Here is a 17,550-nt window from a genome sequence, read left to right on the forward strand (position 1 = left end):
TCTTCTCGTACCGCGATCCACGCCGAGTACCAGAGGCGTATCGAGCATCGGACAGCGTCGTCCGATCGCCCCACACCGACAGGAGCGGATTCGCATGCCCATCGCAACTCCCGACGTCTACAACGAGATGCTGGACCGGGCCAAGGCTGGCAAGTTCGCCTACCCGGCCATCAACGTCACCTCGTCGCAGACCCTGCACGCCGCCCTGCGCGGCTTCGCCGAGGCCGAGAGCGACGGCATCATCCAGATCTCCACCGGTGGCGCGGAGTTCCTCGGCGGCCAGCACAACAAGGACATGGTGACCGGCGCCGTCGCGCTCGCCGAGTTCGCGCACATCGTGGCCGCGAAGTACGACATCACCGTCGCGCTGCACACCGACCACTGCCCGAAGGACAAGCTGGACGGCTACGTCCGCCCGCTGATCGCGGTCTCCGCCGAGCGCGTGGCCAAGGGCCAGAACCCGCTGTTCCAGTCGCACATGTGGGACGGCTCCGCCGAGACCCTGGCCGACAACCTGGCGATCGCCCAGGAGCTGCTGGCCCAGGCCGCCGCCGCCAAGATCATCCTTGAGGTCGAGATCACCCCGACCGGCGGCGAGGAGGACGGTGTCTCGCACGAGATCAACGACGAGCTCTACACCACGGTCAACGACGCCGTGCGCACCGCCGAGGCGCTCGGCCTGGGCGAGAAGGGCCGCTACCTGCTGGCCGCCTCGTTCGGCAACGTGCACGGCGTGTACAAGCCGGGCAACGTCGTGCTGAAGCCGGAGCTGCTCGCGGAGCTGCAGGCCGAGATCGGCAAGCAGTACGGCAAGGCCGACCCGTTCGACTTCGTCTTCCACGGCGGCTCGGGCTCGACCGCCGAGGAGATCGCCACCGCGCTGGAGAACGGCGTCGTGAAGATGAACCTCGACACCGACACCCAGTACGCCTTCACCCGTCCGGTCGTGGACCACATGTTCCGCAACTACGACGGTGTGCTGAAGGTCGACGGCGAGGTCGGCAAGAAGAACACCTACGACCCCCGCACCTGGGGCAAGCTGGCCGAGGCCGGCATGGCCGCCCGCGTGCTGGAGGCCGCGCAGCAGCTGCGCTCGGCGGGCAACCGCCTGAAGTAGGCCCCACGGCCTGACGCAGGGCCCGACGCCTGACGGCGGTGCCCCCGGGACACGTCCCGGGGGCACCGCCGTTTTCGCGTCCGGTCAGCGGGCCGCGGTCACCTGGGCACGCCGCTGGTAGCGGGCGGCCTTGGCGCGGTTGCCGCACTCGGCCATGGAGCACCAGCGGCGCATCCCGTTGCGCGAGGTGTCGTAGAACCACAGCGGCAGCCGGTGCGGGCCGGCGCAGCTGCGGATCCGCTCGGGGGCGGCGGCGAGCAGGTGGAGGTAGTCGTCCAGGGCGAGCCAGCCGGCCAGCCAGGCCGGGTCGTCGACCTCGACGGCGGCGGACGGCCCGGTCGGGGTGAGCCGGTGGCGCAGGGCGCCGTGCTCCAGGAGGCGGTCGACCGCGGCCAGCGACTGCGGGTCGCGCGGCGCCCGGGCGGCGGCGTGCAGGGCCTCGCGCGCCTGCCGGGTGGCGGCGCGGGACGCCGGGTCGGCGGTGCAGCGGTCGGCGAGTCCGGCGGAGGCGAGCCAGATCCGGTGGCCGTCCGCGTCGGCGAGCAGGTCCCTGGGGCCGTCGGGGGTGTCCCACCGGGTGTTGAGCAGGTCCAGGGCGAGGGGTTCGCCGAGCAGCGGTCGGGTGTCGGCGGGGTGCGGGGTGCGCGGCGGGACCGCGTCCGGCCCCGGGCCGCCGAGGGCGAGGTCGAGCAGGGTGACCCGGCTGTCCGCCGGGCCGGTCAGCGGGGTGAGGTAGGCGCTCATCGGGCTCCCGTGGGCTGTGGCGCCGCCGTCGGCGGGTGACGGCCGGCCGTGCCTCTGCAGTGTGGCGGGGACGGGAGGCGGCCCGGAACCGGCCTGCGCCCGGTGTGCGCGCAGTGGCCAGAGGCCGTGCGCAGCCTCATAAGAAACCCACGGGAATGTTTTCTAGCTTCGGTAGGGCCAGACCCGGACCGCAGATCCGAACGCCCGATGGGGAGAGGAAGCACGATGGCTCAGGCCGAATCAGACCTGGCACAGCCGGGCGCCGAGGCGCCCAACGACCTGTTGAACGGCGACACGTACCTGGAGAGCCTGCGCGACGGGCGCCAGGTGTACATCGACGGGGAGCTGGTCAAGGACGTCACCGAGCACCCGGCGTTCCGCAACGCCGCCCGCTCCACGGCGCACCTGTACGACGCGCTGCACCACCCGGACACCGCGGACATGATGACCACGGTCGACCGGTACACCGGCGCCCGGGTGCACCGGTTCTTCACCCCGGCCCACTCGGCGGACGATCTGGTCAAGGCCCGCGACGCGATCGAGCACTGGGCGCGCCTGAGCTACGGCTTCATGAACCGGACGCCGGACTACAAGGCGTCGTTCATGGCCGGCCTCGCCGTGACGCACTCCTTCTACGAGCCGTTCGGCGACAACGCCCGCGCCTGGTACGAGAAGTACTCCCGGCAGGCGCTGTCGATCAGCCACGCGATCGTCAACCCGCCGGTGGACCGCCACAAGGCGGCGCACGACATCCCGGACGTGTACCTGAAGGTCGTCGAGGAGCGCGACGACGGCATCGTCGTCGAGGGCGCGAAGCTGATGGCGACCGCCTCCGCGCTCACCCACGTGGCGTTCGTCGGCCAGATCCACCTCGCCAACCTGGAAAAGGGCAAGGCCGAGGACATGGCCCTGGCCTTCATGGCGCCGCTCAACACGCCGGGCATGAAGGTGATCTGCCGCCCGTCGTACGAGAAGCGCGCGAACAGCCCGTTCGACAACCCGCTGTCCAGCCGGTTCGACGAGAACGACGCGGTGCTGGTCTTCGACAAGGCGTTCATCCCGTGGGAGAACGTGCTGATCTACCGGGACACCGAGAAGATCCACCAGTACTTCCCGCGCTCGGGCCTGCTCAGCCGGGGCTTCTTCCAGGGCGCGATCCGGATGGCCGTGAAGCTGGAGTTCATGGCGGGCATCCTGGACCGCGGCACCCGCCTCAACGGCACCGACAAGTTCCGCGGCGTGCAGGCCGGCCTCGGCGAGCTGCTCGCCTGGCGGCACCAGACCTGGGCGGTCACCACCGCCATGGCGATGGACCCGGAGCCCGGCGAGGGCGGCACCGTCCTGCCGCGGATGGACTACTCGGCCGGCTACCGGGCGCTCGCGCCGATCAGCTGGGACCGCACCCACAAGTTCTTCGAGGAGCACCTGGCCGGCGCCCTGCTGATGACGCCGTCCAGCCACGCCGACCTCCAGAACCCGGAGCTGCGGCCGCTGTTCGACCGCTACTACCGCGGTTCGGGCACCACCGCCGAGGAGCGCGCCAAGCTGTTCAAGCTGGCCTGGGACGCGATCGGCACCGAGTTCGGCGCCCGCCACGAGCTCTACGAGCTCAACTACGCGGGCGGCCCGGACCAGGTCCGGCTGGACACCCTGAACTGGACCCGGGCGGCCGGACTGCTCGACAACTACGGCGAGTTCGTCCAGAAGGCGATGGACGACTACGACCTGGACGGCTGGCGCAACGGCCGCTGGGCCGAGCGCGACTGACCCCGGCGCGGCGGGCGGCCCACCCGGTGCGGCCGCCCGCCCCCGCTCACAGGAGGCGGCAATGAACCACGATCTACGCACTGTCATGCGCCATTTCGCCACCGGTGTCTGTGTCGTCAGCACCTTCGCCGACGGCGCCGACGGTCGTCGGCACGACGCCATCACCGTCAACTCGCTGACCTCGGTCTCGCTGGACCCGGCGATCATCACGGTCTGCTTCCGGCACGACTCGCGCTTCCTGGCGGACCTCCGGGCGGCCGGGGTGTGGGGCGTGTCGATCCTCGACAGCGAGTCGGAGGCCCACGCCCGGGCGTTCGCCAAGGGCCCGGAGTCGCGGCAGACCGCGCTCGCCGGCGCCGCGCACAGCATCGGGGACACCACCGGCGTGCTGCTGCTCCAGGCGGCGGGCTGGATGGAGGTCGCCTACCGCGACGAGCTGGTGATCGGCGACCACGTGATGGTGATCGGCGAGGTCGTGGCGCTGGGCGCCGCCGACTCCACCGCGCCGCTCATCTTCCTGCAGGGCGGCTTCCACACCCTCGACGAGCTCTCGCGCCTCTGAGCTCGACCGTCCCACAGAACTCAAGAACCGGAGTCGCACAACCATGAGCAGCACGACCGGAAAGTCCTTCAAGAGACCGCTGATCGCCTCCTCCGCCGCGGCCGCCCTGCTGGGCACCGCCGCCCTGATGGCGCCGGCGGCGAGCACCGCGAATGCCGCCACCGACACCTCCCCGGTGGCGGTCTGTCTCACCGGGAACACCAGCACCACCAACGAGATCACCGTGAAGCTGCCGCAGGTGGCGGTCGAGCCGGTGCTCCAGGCAACCCCGTCGTACCTGGGTCCGTGCGCCTCGTACGGCACGCCGACCGCGCTCGGCAACGGCAACGTGCGCACCTACGCGCAGCAGGACAACTCCGGCAAGCCGCTGTCGATCGGGTTCGTCTTCCCGAAGGCGACGCTGCAGAACCTGCCGACCACCATGAGCGACCGGCACCACTGCTACGACATCGACGGCAACGGCACCATCGACGAGCACACCGAGTGCATGGGCGGCCACGAGCTCCCCCTCGACCTGCCCGCCGCGCTGACCAACACGCCCGGCGTCCCGTACAAGTGGGCGCTGATGAACTTCAACCTGATGGGCCACGGCCCCACGGGCATCTACGACGTCCAGCACTTCGACTTCCACTTCTACGTGCAGCCGAAGGCCGAGCGGGACGCGATCCGCCCCGGCCCGTGCGGACTCGCCATCAACTGCGACGACTTCGCCACCGCGACGAAGCCCGTCCCCTCGCAGTACATGCCGGCCGGCTACATCGACAACGGCGTGGCCGAGGTCGCCATGGGCAACCACCTGATCGACCAGAGCTCCCCGGAGTGGCACAACCAGCCCTTCACCCGGACGTTCATCTACGGCGCCTACGACGCCAAGATCAGCTTCCTGGAGCCCATGATCACCAAGGCCTGGTTCGACGGGCTGCTGGCCGGCACCAACACCAACGGCTGCTATCCGATACCCCAGCCGCAGTCCTGGCAGATCGCGGGCTGGTACCCGAAGGACTACTGCCTGCGGTACCGCGCCAACCGCGGCGACTTCACCGTCTCGATGGAGAACTACCAGCACAGCTGAGCCATCGGTCACGCAGGGCCTTCCCCGGCCCTGCCCCGAGGTCCGGCACCGCGGTCCCCCCGCCCCGGTGCCGGACCCATCTCCACAGGCCGTTCGCTGACGCGGAGGAGACAGCGCATGGACGGCGCCGGACATTTACGAGCGGCAGGAAACTGACATGTCATCGGCGATCTCACTCGCAGTGATAGGCGGCGGAGCCTCCGCGGTCTGCCTCATCGACGCCCTGGCCCAACGGGACACCGTGCCGGGCAGCATCACGGTGTTCGAGCCCTCGCCGCACCTGTGGCGCGGCCGCGCGTACCAGTCCGACACCACCACGGTGCGGGTCAACGCCACGCCCGACGACATGTCGGTGCGGGCCGGCGACGTCCGGCACTTCGAGCGGTGGCTGATGACCCGCGACCGCATCCTCGGCCTGCCCGAGGGCACCACCGGCCTCGACCCCCGGGCGGGCGCCCGGTTCGCCCCGCGCACCGAGTACGGGGAGTACCTGGAGCAGACCGCGCACGCCGCGCTCGCCCGGCTGCGGCTGCGCGGCTGGCGGGTCGACCTGGTGAGCGAGTCCGTCACCTCGGCCAACCTGGCCGCCGGACGCGCCATGCTGCGCACCAACGAGGGCCGGGTGCGCGCCTTCGACTACGCGGTGCTCTGCGTCGGCGGCGACAGCCCCAAGGACATCTACGGGCTCACCGGCACCACCGGCTTCATCGGCGACCCGTACCCGATCACCCAGAAGCTCCAGGCCGTCGGACCGGACCAGCACGTCGCCGTGATCGGCAGCGGACTGACCGCCGTCGACATCATCATCTCGCTCGCCGCCCGGGGGCACCGCGGCAAGATCAGCCTGCTGTCCCGGCGCGGCATGCTGCCCGGCGTGCGGCAGAAGCCCGTCCACTTCGACCTCCGGCACGTCACCCCGGAACGGATGCAGCGCCTGGCGCGCCGTCAGACCGCCGTCCGGATCGAGGAGATCGCGGACCTGATCGGCAAGGAGTTCGCCGAGGCCGGCGCCGATCTCGGCGGCGTCATCGCGGAGATCACCGGCGCGCACCGCGAACTCCCGGTGGAGCGGCTGCGCCGCCAGCTCTCCGAGGTCGACTCCGCCGACCTCGGGCTGCGGATCCTCCAGCGCGCCGTGCCCGACACCGGCCCCGACATCTGGCCGCTGCTCTCCGAGCGCGACAAGGTCGAGCTGCTGCGCACCCACTACCGCACGATCATGAGCCTGTGCTGCCCGATGCCGCCGAGCAGCGCCACCGAACTGCTGCGGCTCGCCGACGAGGGCCAGCTCGCCATCCTGTCCGGCCTGCAGGACATCTCGGCCGGCCCGGAGGGCGGCTTCACCGTCGAGACCTCCGAGCAGGACGCCTTCCGCGCCGACGTGGTGATCAACGCCGTCAACGCCTCCGAGGGCAAGATCCCGATCTCCGCCGCCCCGCTCGTCAACTCGCTGACCCGCAACCGGCTCGCCGACCGCCACCCGCACGGCGGCCTGCACATCGCCCGCGCCACCAGCCGGCTCGCCGTCGAGGGCCGGCCCGAACCCCGCTGGTACGCGCTCGGCAACATCGCCGCCGGGACGCTGTTCTTCACCTTCGGCATCCCCTCGCTGGTGGACCGGAGCCAGGACATCGTCCGCGCCGTGCTCGCGCACTCCGCACGGATCTCCGGGCTGCGCACCGAACGCGTCCTGCAGAGCGCCTGACACCGAGACCCCGCCGAAGGAGCACCCCTGTGACCACGACCACCCCGAGCTACCTCGCGGACACCGCGACCGGCCTGCCGCTGCCCGGCGACGCCGCCTTCGCGAGCCCCGCCGAGGAGCGCCGGCACCGCAAGCAGCGGCTCGCCGCCGCCCTGCGGCTGTTCGGCAAGTACGGCTTCGGCGAGGGCATCTCGGGCCACATATCGGTCCGTGACCCCGAACTGCCGGGCCACTTCTGGGTCAACCCGTTCGGCGTCTCCTTCAAGCGGGTGACCGTCGGCGACCTCATCCTGGTCGACTCCACGGGCGCCGTCGTGGAGGGCAGGCACAAGGTCAACCCGAGCGCCTTCGTCATCCACTCCGCGATCCACGACCTCAACCCGGGCGCCGAGGCGGCCGCACACGGCCACACCGCGCACTCCCGGGCCCTCGGTTCGCTCGGCCGGCTCCTGGAGCCGATCGACCAGGAGTCCGCGGCCTTCTACGGCAGCCAGGTGCTCTACGAGGACTACGAGGGGCCGTCGGTCGCCGTCGAGCAGGGCCGCGACATCGCCGAGAAGCTCGGCGACAGCCGGGCGATCCTGCTCCGCCACCACGGCCTGATCACCGTCGGCGGGTCGCTGGAGGAAGCGGTGCACTGGTTCTTCACCTACGACAGCTGCGCCGAGGTGCAACTGCTCGCGCTCGCCGCCGGCACCCCGAAGAGCTTCTCCCACGAGCAGGCCCTGGCGGCCGGCGCCGGCTTCGGCGACGCCCAGCTCGGCCGGTTCAGCTTCCAACTGCTCTGGGACGAGATCGTCCACGAGCAGCCCGACCTGCTCGACGAGTGACAGACCGTCGGACACCAACCGAGGAGAGGCCATGAAGGTCCTGCTGTTCGGCGCCACCGGGAACATCGGCAGCGCCATCGCCGACGAACTGACCGCGCGCGGCCACGAGGTGACCGGGGTGACCCGCAGCGGCGCCGCCGCGCGGCCCGGCGTGCGGGCGGTCGCCGGAAATGTCGGCGACCCCGCCCAGGTCGCCGAACTCGCCGAGGGGCACGACCTGGTGGCCTCCGCCGTCGGACCGCGGATCGGCACCGAGGACGACCGGGAGGTCATCGTCGGCGCCACCCGCGGCCTGATCGAGGGGCTGCGGGCCGCCGGGGTGAAGCGCCTCGTGGTGCTCGGCGGCGCCGGCAGCCTGCGCACCGCCGACGGCACCCGGGTCGTCGACGACCCGCACTTCCCCGACCTGTGGAAGGCCAACGCCCTCGCCCAGATCGAGGCGCTCGGCCTCTACCGGGAGGTCGACGACCTCGACTGGACGTACGTCTCCCCGGCCAAGCTGATCGAGCCGGGCGAGCGCACCGGGGTCTACCGGCTCGGCGGTGACGACCTGCTGGTCGACGCCGACGGCCGGACCCGGATCAGCATCCCGGACTACGCGGTCGCCTTCGCCGACCTGATCGACGGCGGGCACGCCCTGCGAACCAGGGTCTCGGTCGCCTACTGACCGGCCGCGTACCGCGGGCGCCGGTCCCCCACCCGGCGCCCCGCACACCGCACCAACACCACCGCCCGCCCGGCCGCCGTTCGGCGGCCGGGCCGGTGGACACTCCGGAGGGAACCGAAAACCATGTCATCCACCGACGCCAGGGCCAAGGGCGGCGGAGCGGTCGTCGTCATCCTGGGCGCCCTGACCGCACTCGGCCCGCTGTCCAACGACACCTACCTGCCCGGCCTGCCCGACCTCACCCACGACCTGCACGCCAGCGCCTCCGCGGGTCAGCTCAGCCTCACCGCCTGCCTGCTCGGCCTCGGTCTCGGCCAGCTGTTCGCCGGTCCGATCTCGGACGCCGCCGGACGCCGCAAGCCGCTGCTGTGGGGCCTCGCCGTCTACACCGTGGCGGCCCTGCTGTGCGCCGTCGCGCCGAACATCTGGCTGCTGGTCGCGCTCCGCGCGATCCAGGGCCTGGGCGGCGCGGTGGGCATCGTGATCGCCGCCGCCGTCGTCCGCGACCGGCACGAGGGCGCCGCCGCCGCGCGGTACTTCGCCCTGCTGATGCTGATCACCGGCATCGCGCCGGTGCTCGCCCCGGTGGCCGGCGGCCAGATCCTGCGCTTCACCTCCTGGCACGGCATCTTCACCCTGCTCGGCATCCTCGGCGCGCTGATGCTCGCCGTGGTCGCCGTCGGCCTGCCGGAGACCCATCCGGTCGCGCGCCGGCGCACCGGCGGCCTGCGGGCCACCGGCCCGGTCTTCCGCCGGCTGCTGTCGGACCGGGTCTTCGTCGGCTACAACCTGGCGTGCGGGCTGGCGTTCGCCGCGATGTTCGCCTACATCGCGGGGTCGCCCTTCGTCCTCCAGGACATCCACGGGATGTCGCCGCAGGGCTTCAGCGCGGTCTTCGCGGTGAACGCCGGCGGCCTGGTGGTCGCCGCCCAGGTCTGCGGCCGCATCGTGCACCGGACGGGCCCGCGGGTGCTGCTCGCCACCGGCCTGACCGGCTCCTGCGTGGGCGGCCTCGGCCTGCTGGTCACCGTGCTGGCCGGCGGCGGCCTGGTGCCGCTGCTGATCGCGCTGTTCGTGGTGGTCTCCAGCGTCGGCCTGGTGATGCCCACCGCAACCGCGCTGGCGCTCCAGGAGCACGGCGACTCGGCGGGCTCCGCGGCCGCCCTGCTCGGCCTGTCCCAGCACATCATCGGTGCCGCCGTGGTGCCGCTGGTGGGCCTCGCCGGCGAGGGCACCGCGGTGCCCATGGGCATCGTCATCGCGGTGCTCGGCTCCGGTGCGCTGCTCTGCTTCGCGGCGCTGACCCGCGGCGGCGGCGCGGCCGCCCCCGCGGACGCGTCCGGCACGGACTCCCGTGCCGAGCAGGCCGCGCACGCCTGATGACCCACCGGGCCGTCCCGCCGCGCCCCACGGGGCCCGCGGGACGGCCCGCTCCCCCTGCTCCCCCCTGTGCTCCACCCCTGCTCCACCCCTGCTCCACCCGCGGGACGTCGCGCCGCCTCCCGGGTGCCTGGCACGCCCCGTCGCACCGCATCCACGTCACGAGCCGGAGAACGCCATGCCGTACGGAACCCTGCCCTCGCCACTGGACGAACAGACGTGGCGGTCCATGCCCGCCGCGCAGCAGCCGGACTGGCCCGACCCCGCCGCCCTGGAGCGGGTCTGCGACGAACTGCGCAGTTACCCGCCGCTGGTGTTCGCCGGCGAGTGCGACAACCTGACCGCGCGCCTGGCCGCCGTCGCCCGCGGCGAGGCCTTCCTGCTCCAGGGCGGCGACTGCGCGGAGACCTTCGACGGGGTCTCCGCCGACCAGATCCGCTCCAAGCTGAAGACCATGCTGCAGATGGCCGCGGTGCTGACCTTCGGCGCCTCGGTGCCGGTGGTGAAGGTCGGCCGGATCGCCGGCCAGTACTCCAAGCCGCGTTCGCAGCCCACCGAGACCCGCGACGGCGTCACCCTGCCGACCTACCGCGGTGACTCGGTCAACGGCCTGGAGTTCACCGCCGGGGCCCGGTGCCCGACCCGCAGCGCCTGCTGCGGATGTACAACCACTCCGCGGCCACCCTGAACCTCGTCCGCGCCTTCATCACCGGCGGCTACGCCGATCTGCGCGAAGTGCACTCCTGGAACCAGGACTTCGTGCGCACCTCGCCCGCCGGCCAGCGCTACGAGCGGCTCGCCGAGGAGATCGACTGCGCGCTGTCCTTCATGCGCGCCTGCGGGGTCGACCCGACCGAGCTGCACCGCACCGAGTTCTACACCAGCCACGAGGCGCTGATCCTGGACTACGAGTGCGCGATGTCCCGGCTCGACAGCCGCACCACGCGCCGCTACGACACCTCCGGGCACATGATCTGGATCGGCGAGCGGACACGCCAACTCGACGGTGCTCACCTGGAGTTCGCCTCGAAGGTGAGCAACCCGGTCGGTGTGAAGCTGGGCCCGACCACCACCGCCGACGAGGCCCTCACGCTGATCGACCGGCTGGACCCCAAGCGGACCCCGGGCCGGCTCACCTTCATCACCCGGATGGGGGCGGAGCGGATCCGCGACCTGCTGCCGGCCCTGGTGGAGAAGGTCACCGCCGAGGGCGCCCGGGTCGCCTGGGTCTGCGACCCGATGCACGGCAACACCTTCACCGCCTCCACCGGCCACAAGACCCGCAGCTTCGACGCGGTCCTGGACGAGGTGGCCGGCTTCTTCGACGTGCACCGCGCGCTCGGCAGCCACCCCGGCGGGATCCACGTCGAGATCACCGGCGACGATGTCACCGAGTGCGTCGGCGGCGGCTTCGGCCTGGTCGCCGAGGACCTCCACCAGCGGTACGAGTCCGCCTGCGACCCGCGGCTGAACCGCAGCCAGTCCCTGGACCTCGCGTTCCTGGTCGCCGAGATGTACCGCGGTCGGGGCTCCGGCACCGGGACGAGCCAGGGCGCCGGGCCGGGCGTCGCGACCGTGCAGGCGGTGCGCTGATGCGTGCCGTCCGCGGCGCCGTCCAGGTCGACCGGGACGACCCAGCCGAAGTCCTGGAGGCGACCAGGCTGCTGCTGACCGAGGTCATGGCGGCGAACTCGCTCGTCCCCGACGACCTGGTCTCCATCCTGTTCACCGCCACGCCCGACCTGCGCAGCGGGTTCCCCGCCCGGGCCGCCCGCGAACTCGGTCTCACCGACGTGCCGTTGATGTGCGCGCAGGAACTCGACGTGGAGGGCGGCCTGCCCCGGACCGTCCGGGTACTGGTCACCGCGGAGACCCCGCTGACCCGGGCCGCGATCACCCACGTCTACCTCGGCGGCGCGCGGGCACTGCGGCCCGACCTGTCGGGCCGGCTGGCGGGCGCCCGATGATCCGTACCGCCGCGGTGGTCGGTGCTGGCCTGATCGGCACCTCGGTGGCGCTCGCGCTCAGCCGGCGCGGCGTCCTCGTCCACCTGATCGACACCGACCGGAACGCCGTCCGCACCGCCGTCGCGCTCGGCGGCGGGGTCGACCACCCACCCGAGCATCCGGTCGACATCGCCGTGATGGCCGTCCCGCCGAGCTCGGTGGGCCGGGTCCTGGCCGAACACCAGAACCGCCGGCTGGCGTACGCCTACACCGACGTCGCCAGCGTCAAGCGCGAGCCGGAGCAGGCGGTGCTGGTGGCCGCACCCGACCCGGGCAGCTTCGTCGGCGGCCACCCGATGGCCGGCGGCGAACGCTCCGGGCCGCTGGCCGCCTGCGCCAACCTCTTCGAGGGCCGCACCTGGGTGCTCACCACCTGCGAGCACACCACCCGGGAGACGCTCAACCGGGCGCTCGCCCTGGTCGCGCTCTGCGGCGCGGTGCCGGTGGTCATGGAGAGCACCGCGCACGACCGCGCGGTCGCCCTGGTCTCGCACGCCCCCCACGTGGTGGCCGCCCTGATGGCCGCCCGGCTGGAGCACGCGCCCGAGGAGGCGTCCCGGCTGGCCGGCCAGGGGGTGCGCGACATGACCCGGATCGCCGGCGGCGACCCGGGCCTGTGGGGCGACATCCTGGAGTCCAACGCGACGGCCGTCGCCGACGTGCTCGCCGACTTCGCGGAGGACCTGGCCGCCACGGTGCACGCGCTGCGCAGCCTCGCCGTGGCCGACGCGGCCCGCCGGGCCGAGGAGATGACCCGGGTGATCGACCTGCTCGGCCGCGGGAACGCCGGCCGGGCCCGGCTGCCCGGGAAGGCCGGCGCGGTCGGCGGCGCCCTGGTGCCGGTGGTGATCGGGGACCGGCCCGGCGAACTCGCCCGGCTGTTCGCGGCCGTCCAGGAGACCGGCGTGAACGTCGAGGACGTCTCCATCGACCACTCCACCGGGCGGCCCAGCGGCCTGGTCGAGCTGGTGGTGGCGGCCGACAAGGCCGGTCTGCTCGCCGACCGGCTGCTCGCCGCGAGCTGGACCGTCCAGCGGGTCCGTCCGGTCTACCCGTCGGCCCGGCCCGGCCCGGCCGACCCCGAGTGGGGCCAGCCCGCCCGGATCTCCGTGCCCGGGTAGCCACCGCACTCCCCCGGCCCACCGCACCACCGCATCGCGACGACCGCACCGCCACCACGGCCCGCCCCGGCCCACCGCCGGGGCGGGCCGCCCTGCGAACCCGTAGAGGAGCACCCCGTGACCACCACCGTCGGGCCGGCGACCGCCCGGATCCCCGGCTCCAAGAGCATCACCAACCGGGCCCTGCTGCTGGCCGCCGCGGCCCTCGGCCCGAGCCGGCTGGGCGACCCGCTGGTCAGCGCCGACACCGTGGCTTTCCGCAGCGCCCTGGAGGACCTCGGTGTCCGGGTCACCGACGACGGCCGCGACTGGGTGGTGCACGGCACCGGCCGGGGGCCGCACGGCCGGGCCCGGATCTGGTGCGAGGACGCCGGGACGGCCGCCCGCTTCCTGCCCGTCCTCGCCGCGGCCGGCTCCGGCCGCTTCGAGGTCGACGGCACGGACCAGCTGCGGGCCCGCCCGCTCGGCCCGCTCGTCCGGGCGCTGGCCCGGCTCGGCGCCGACGTGGCGACCGGCCCGGACGGCGGGCTGCCGCTGGTGATCCGCACCAACGGCCTGCAGGGCGGCGAACTCGCCCTGGACTCCAGCACCAGCAGCCAGTACCTGACCGGCCTGCTGCTGTCCGCCCCGCTGATGCGCACCCCGCTGACCGTCCATGCGGCGGGCCTGGTCAGCCGCCCGTACATCGACATGACGGTGGCCCTGATGCGGCGCTTCGGCGCCGAGGTCGCCCAGGGGCCGGACGGCCGGCTGCGGGTCGACGGCGGCTACCGGCCGACCGACCTGGCCGTCGAGCCGGACGCCTCCACCGCCTCGTACGTCTTCGCCGCCGCCGCGGTGACCGGACGCTCGGTGACCGTGCCCGGGCTGGGTCGCGACAGCCTGCAGGGCGACCTGCGGTTCGTCGAGGTGCTGCGCACGGCCGGTGCCCGGGTGGAGATCGGGGCGGGAGCCACCACGGTCACCGGGACGGGCCGGCTGCGCGGCGGGTTCGCGGTCGACATGGGGGACATCTCGGACACCTTCATGACGCTGGCGGCGATCGCCCCGCTGGCCGACGCCCCGATCACGGTGCACGGCATCGAGCACGCCCGGTGGAAGGAGTCCGACCGGATCGCCGCGGTCGCCGGGAACCTGCGGCGGCTCGGCGTCGACGTGGTGGAGGGCCCCGACCGGCTCACCGTCCACCCCGGCCCCGTCCGCGGCGGGGTGGTGGACTGCCACCGGGACCACCGGATCGCGATGTCCTTCTCCGTCCTGGGCCTGCAGGTGCCGGGCATCGTGCTGGACGACCCGGCGTGCGTGGGCAAGACCTTCCCGGAGTTCCACACGGAGTTCGCCCGGCTGTTCGGGTGAGACGGCCGAGGGCGCGCCCGGTGGGCGCGCCCTCGAGCACCGCCGTCCCGCGGGACGGCGGTACCCGCGCTCAGCGCGGGTTGAACGGCGACGGTGCGGCGAACCGCCACCGCAGCGTGGTGAAGTCCCGCACCTCGACCACCTGCTCCACCTCGAACTCGACCAGCCGCAGGGCCCCCTGGACGGCCTTGGCCCGTCCCTCGTCCCAGTCGATCCGGGCCTTGCCGGTGACGTGCAGGGCGTGCCCGGACTCCCAGTCGAGGAAGGTCAGGCCGCAGGCCGGGTCGAGCTGGAGGTTGCCCAGGGTCATGTAGAAGGAGTTGCCGAAGTAGTCGGGCCAGACCAGCCGGTCCGGCGCGGTCACCCGGACGAAGCCGGGATCGCCGCCCCGGTGCGAGGCGTCGGCGCCGTGCTGGGGCGCCCGGCTGGCGATGAAGAAGGTGTCCGCCCCGGTGATCCAGCGCTGCTGGTCCTCGTCCAGCAGCGCGGAGCGGCGGACCTGCGGTGCCGGCCCCGCCGGGGCGTCCGGCCGCAGCGCCCGCTGCTGCAGGTACTTGGGGCAGTTGCCCAGCACCTGTTCGGTGGTGACCAGCAGGCCGTCGCCCTCGCGGCGGGCGACTCCGTTGATCCGGATGCGCTGGCTGGACTGCGGCTCGATGGCGAGGATGCCGATGTCCCGCTGCTGGTCGAACACGCCCTCCAGCGGGTCGCCCGGCACCGGCAGCGCGTGGACGGCGATGGTACGGGTGCCGGTCGCGCCGGCGAATCCGCGCGGCCCGGTGACCACGGTCGACCAGGCGGCGCCGGAGTCGTCCACGCCGCCGATCACCAGCATCCGCTGGCGCCGCAGGAAGAGGTCGAACGGCGGCGGGATCTCCGCCCCGAACATCGGCGAGCCCCAGCCGGCATGGCCCTCGCCGGCCTGCTTCTGCACCGCCTGCTCACCCTCGTGGTACGGGGTCTTGACCATCGCTCATCCTCTCTGTGCCATCCGTGCCGCGGGCCGGACGAGGATCCCGCCCCCGCCCGGCCCGCGGTGTTCTCCGGTCGCGTCAGGCGTGCCGGCCGACCAGCCGCACGGTGTCGACGACCCGGTTGGAGAAGCCCCACTCGTTGTCGTACCAGCCGACGATCTTGACCTGGGTGCCGCCGATGACCTTGGTCAGCCCGGAGTCGAAGATGCAGGAGGCCGGGTCGGTGACGATGTCGCTGGAGACGATCGGCTCGTCGGTGTAGCGCAGGATCCCCGCCAGCTCGCCCTCGGCGGCCCGGGCGAACAGCGCGTTGACCTCCTCGACGGTGGTCTCCCGGCCGACCGTGACGGTCAGGTCGGTGACCGAGCCGACGACCACCGGCACGCGCAGCGCGTAGCCGTCGAGCCGGCCGTTGAGCTCCGGCAGCACCTGGCCGATGGCCTTCGCGGCACCGGTGCTGGTGGGCACGGTGTTGCCGGCGGCGGCACGGGCCCGGCGGAGGTCCTTGTGCGGGCCGTCCTGGAGGTTCTGGTCCTGGGTGTAGGCGTGCACGGTGGTCATCAGGCCGTGCTCGATGCCCAGCGCGTCGTTCAGCACCTTCGCCATCGGGGCGAGACAGTTGGTGGTGCAGGAGGCGTTCGAGACGATGGTGTGCGACCCGTCGTCGTACACCGCGTCGTTGACGCCGATCGCGATGGTGAGGTCCTGGTTGGTGGCCGGGGCCGAGATGATCACCTTGCGGGCGCCGGCGGCCAGGTGGGCCTTGGCCTTCTCGGCGTCGGTGAAGACGCCGGTGGACTCGATGACCACGTCGACACCGAGCTCGCCCCAGGGCAGGTCGGCGGGGTTGCGCTCGGCGGTGACGCGGATCGTGCGGCCGTCCACGGTGATCTCGCCCTGACCGGCCGACACCGGCACCGGCAGCTTGCCGAGCGTGCTGTCGTACTTCAGGAGGTGGGCCAGGGTCGCCGCGTCGGTGAGGTCGTTGATCGCCACGACCTCGATGTCGGCATTCTGCTCAAGTGCGGCGCGGAAGAAGCTCCGGCCGATCCGGCCGAATCCGTTGATGCCTACCTTGATTGCCACGGGTGGGCCCCTTCTGGTGGGTGCACCTGGGCGCGCGCAGCGCCGGTGGTCCGCGCGCCCGGCACTGGTCTGTACGCCCGACGCTAGGCGGCGGCCAGGACACGGAGTTGTCGATCCGCGCACGGGTTCTTGGCGGCCTGTGCACGATCGGGTACGCAGCCTTCCCCCGTCGACGGCATCAGTGGTGCCGATTTCATCCAGATACCTTCCCGAAGGTATGTTTTCATGATGGAGGGTCAGCCTCTCCGCGGGGCGGCCCGGGGTGTCAGTGAACCGCCTCACGTCCCAGCGGGGGAGCCATGGATGTTCTGCGCACCGAGACCGGGCACACCTCGCCACCGGTCGCGGACCACATCAGCGAGGTCAACCTGGGCCAGGTCCGGATCTCCGTCGTCGAGGGCGAGACGGCGGGCGCCGGCCCCGACGCCGTCCGGACCACCCAGCAGCGCGACCGGGCCGGCGCGTCCTACCTGAGGGTGCAGTGCCCGCTCTCCGACCCGCTCGCCGTCCCCGAGCTGCTCCGGCGGCTCGCCGACCAGGGCGCCCTGCCGGCCGGCCGTACGGCGGAGTTGCTCGCCCGCGGCATCACCGGGCTGGTCGCCCAGGCCTGCGCCGACTACATGGAGCACGACCCGAGGTCGCCGGGCCCCGTCCGCGGCTCCGGCCTGGCCCGCCGCGCCATGCTCCAGCGGATCAAGCACTTCGCCCGCAGCCGGCTGGCCGACCCCGAGCTCAAGCCCGAGATGCTCGCCCAGCAGCACCACATCTCGCTGCGCTACCTGCAGAAGCTCTTCCAGGAGCACGGCCAGAGCCCGGCCAGCTGGATCCGCGACGAACGGCTGCACCACTGCTGCACCGAACTCCGCGACCCGCGGCTCGCCCACCTGACCATCGCCATGATCGGCGAGCGCTCAGGCCTGTACGGCGCCTCGCACTTCAGCCGGCTGTTCCGGGAGCGCTACGGCCTTTCGCCGCGCACCTACCGGCGGGACCACCAACCCCTGCCCAGCGCCGCCTGACCCATCGGCACCACCCGTCCGATCCGCGCCGCGTGACCCATCGGCACCACCCCGCCGATCCGCGCCGCGTGACCCATCGGCACCACCCCGCCGATCCGCGCCGCCGCCGATCAGCTCCACCAGCCGTGCCCCGACCCGACCCGA

At 72.8% G+C, this 17,550-nt stretch carries 15 protein-coding genes and 1 pseudogene; 13 read left to right on the top strand and 3 right to left on the bottom strand.

All coding sequences use genetic code 11. The annotated features are described in order from the left end of the window. The first annotated feature begins 94 nt into the window (after positions 1–94). Positions 95–1,117 carry a class II fructose-bisphosphate aldolase gene (fbaA, locus tag ABEB13_RS20705; protein ID WP_100889339.1) on the top strand — a complete coding sequence of 341 codons (1,023 nt, stop codon included), beginning with the start codon at positions 95–97 and terminating at the stop codon, positions 1,115–1,117. 84 nt (positions 1,118–1,201) lie between these two features. Here the strand turns inward: fbaA and ABEB13_RS20710 are convergent, their stop codons facing one another. Next, positions 1,202–1,861, bottom strand: a complete 660-nt coding sequence (locus ABEB13_RS20710; protein ID WP_345706690.1) for a CGNR zinc finger domain-containing protein — start codon at positions 1,859–1,861, stop codon at positions 1,202–1,204. Between the two features lie 225 nt (positions 1,862–2,086). Between ABEB13_RS20710 and ABEB13_RS20715 the strand changes: the two genes are divergently transcribed. From ABEB13_RS20715 to aroA, 11 genes and pseudogenes are all read left to right on the top strand, one after another. Further along, positions 2,087–3,628, top strand: a complete 1,542-nt coding sequence (locus ABEB13_RS20715) for a 4-hydroxyphenylacetate 3-hydroxylase family protein (protein ID WP_345706691.1) — start codon at positions 2,087–2,089, stop codon at positions 3,626–3,628. Positions 3,629–3,689: 61 nt separating this feature from the next. Next, positions 3,690–4,190 carry a flavin reductase family protein gene (locus tag ABEB13_RS20720; RefSeq protein ID WP_100889336.1) on the top strand — a complete coding sequence of 167 codons (501 nt, stop codon included), beginning with the start codon at positions 3,690–3,692 and terminating at the stop codon, positions 4,188–4,190. Positions 4,191–4,233: 43 nt separating this feature from the next. Further along, the gene (locus ABEB13_RS20725) at positions 4,234–5,262 is read left to right on the top strand and encodes a hypothetical protein (protein WP_345706692.1); all 1,029 of its coding nucleotides are present in this window, start codon (positions 4,234–4,236) and stop codon (positions 5,260–5,262) included. Between the two features lie 157 nt (positions 5,263–5,419). After that, a complete protein-coding gene (locus ABEB13_RS20730) occupies positions 5,420–6,967 on the top strand; it encodes an FAD/NAD(P)-binding protein (RefSeq protein ID WP_345706693.1) in 1,548 nt (515 codons plus the stop codon). Positions 6,968–6,996: 29 nt separating this feature from the next. Continuing rightward, positions 6,997–7,797, top strand: coding sequence for a class II aldolase/adducin family protein (locus ABEB13_RS20735; RefSeq protein WP_345706694.1), 801 nt, complete (start codon positions 6,997–6,999; stop codon positions 7,795–7,797). A 31-nt stretch (positions 7,798–7,828) separates the two neighbouring features. Continuing rightward, positions 7,829–8,464 (top strand): NAD(P)-dependent oxidoreductase, encoded by a 636-nt coding sequence (locus ABEB13_RS20740; RefSeq protein WP_345706695.1) that lies wholly within the window; start codon positions 7,829–7,831, stop codon positions 8,462–8,464. A gap of 123 nt (positions 8,465–8,587) precedes the next feature. Beyond that, the gene (locus tag ABEB13_RS20745; RefSeq protein ID WP_345706696.1) at positions 8,588–9,844 is read left to right on the top strand and encodes a multidrug effflux MFS transporter; all 1,257 of its coding nucleotides are present in this window, start codon (positions 8,588–8,590) and stop codon (positions 9,842–9,844) included. Positions 9,845–10,022: 178 nt separating this feature from the next. Next, positions 10,023–11,437: pseudogene (locus tag ABEB13_RS20750) on the top strand (class II 3-deoxy-7-phosphoheptulonate synthase). Next, positions 11,437–11,811, top strand: coding sequence for a chorismate mutase (gene aroH, locus ABEB13_RS20755; RefSeq protein ID WP_100889330.1), 375 nt, complete (start codon positions 11,437–11,439; stop codon positions 11,809–11,811). Before ABEB13_RS20750 ends, aroH begins: the two are co-directional and overlap by 1 nt. Continuing rightward, positions 11,811–12,971: a prephenate dehydrogenase gene (locus ABEB13_RS20760; RefSeq protein ID WP_380231301.1), complete on the top strand. Its 1,161-nt coding sequence runs from the start codon at positions 11,811–11,813 to the stop codon at positions 12,969–12,971. Before aroH ends, ABEB13_RS20760 begins: the two co-directional genes overlap by 1 nt. Before the next feature lie 117 nt (positions 12,972–13,088). After that, complete coding sequence (gene aroA / locus ABEB13_RS20765) at positions 13,089–14,327, top strand: 3-phosphoshikimate 1-carboxyvinyltransferase (RefSeq protein WP_345706698.1); 1,239 nt, start codon at positions 13,089–13,091, stop codon at positions 14,325–14,327. A gap of 70 nt (positions 14,328–14,397) precedes the next feature. On the opposite strand, the gene ABEB13_RS20770 is transcribed toward aroA, so the two are convergent. Then, positions 14,398–15,297: a pyridoxamine 5'-phosphate oxidase family protein gene (locus ABEB13_RS20770; protein ID WP_345706699.1), complete on the bottom strand. Its 900-nt coding sequence runs from the start codon at positions 15,295–15,297 to the stop codon at positions 14,398–14,400. 82 nt (positions 15,298–15,379) lie between these two features. Further along, on the bottom strand, positions 15,380–16,387 hold the full coding sequence (gene gap, locus ABEB13_RS20775) for a type I glyceraldehyde-3-phosphate dehydrogenase (protein ID WP_345706700.1): 1,008 nt from the start codon (positions 16,385–16,387) through the stop codon (positions 15,380–15,382). 299 nt (positions 16,388–16,686) lie between these two features. Here gap and ABEB13_RS20780 point away from each other — a divergent pair, with 299 nt between their 5' ends. Next, the gene (locus tag ABEB13_RS20780) at positions 16,687–17,406 is read left to right on the top strand and encodes a helix-turn-helix domain-containing protein (protein ID WP_345706701.1); all 720 of its coding nucleotides are present in this window, start codon (positions 16,687–16,689) and stop codon (positions 17,404–17,406) included. Positions 17,407–17,550 lie beyond the last annotated feature (144 nt).

The sequence above is a fragment of the Kitasatospora paranensis genome (assembly GCF_039544005.1).
GTDB lineage: Bacteria > Actinomycetota > Actinomycetes > Streptomycetales > Streptomycetaceae > Kitasatospora > Kitasatospora paranensis.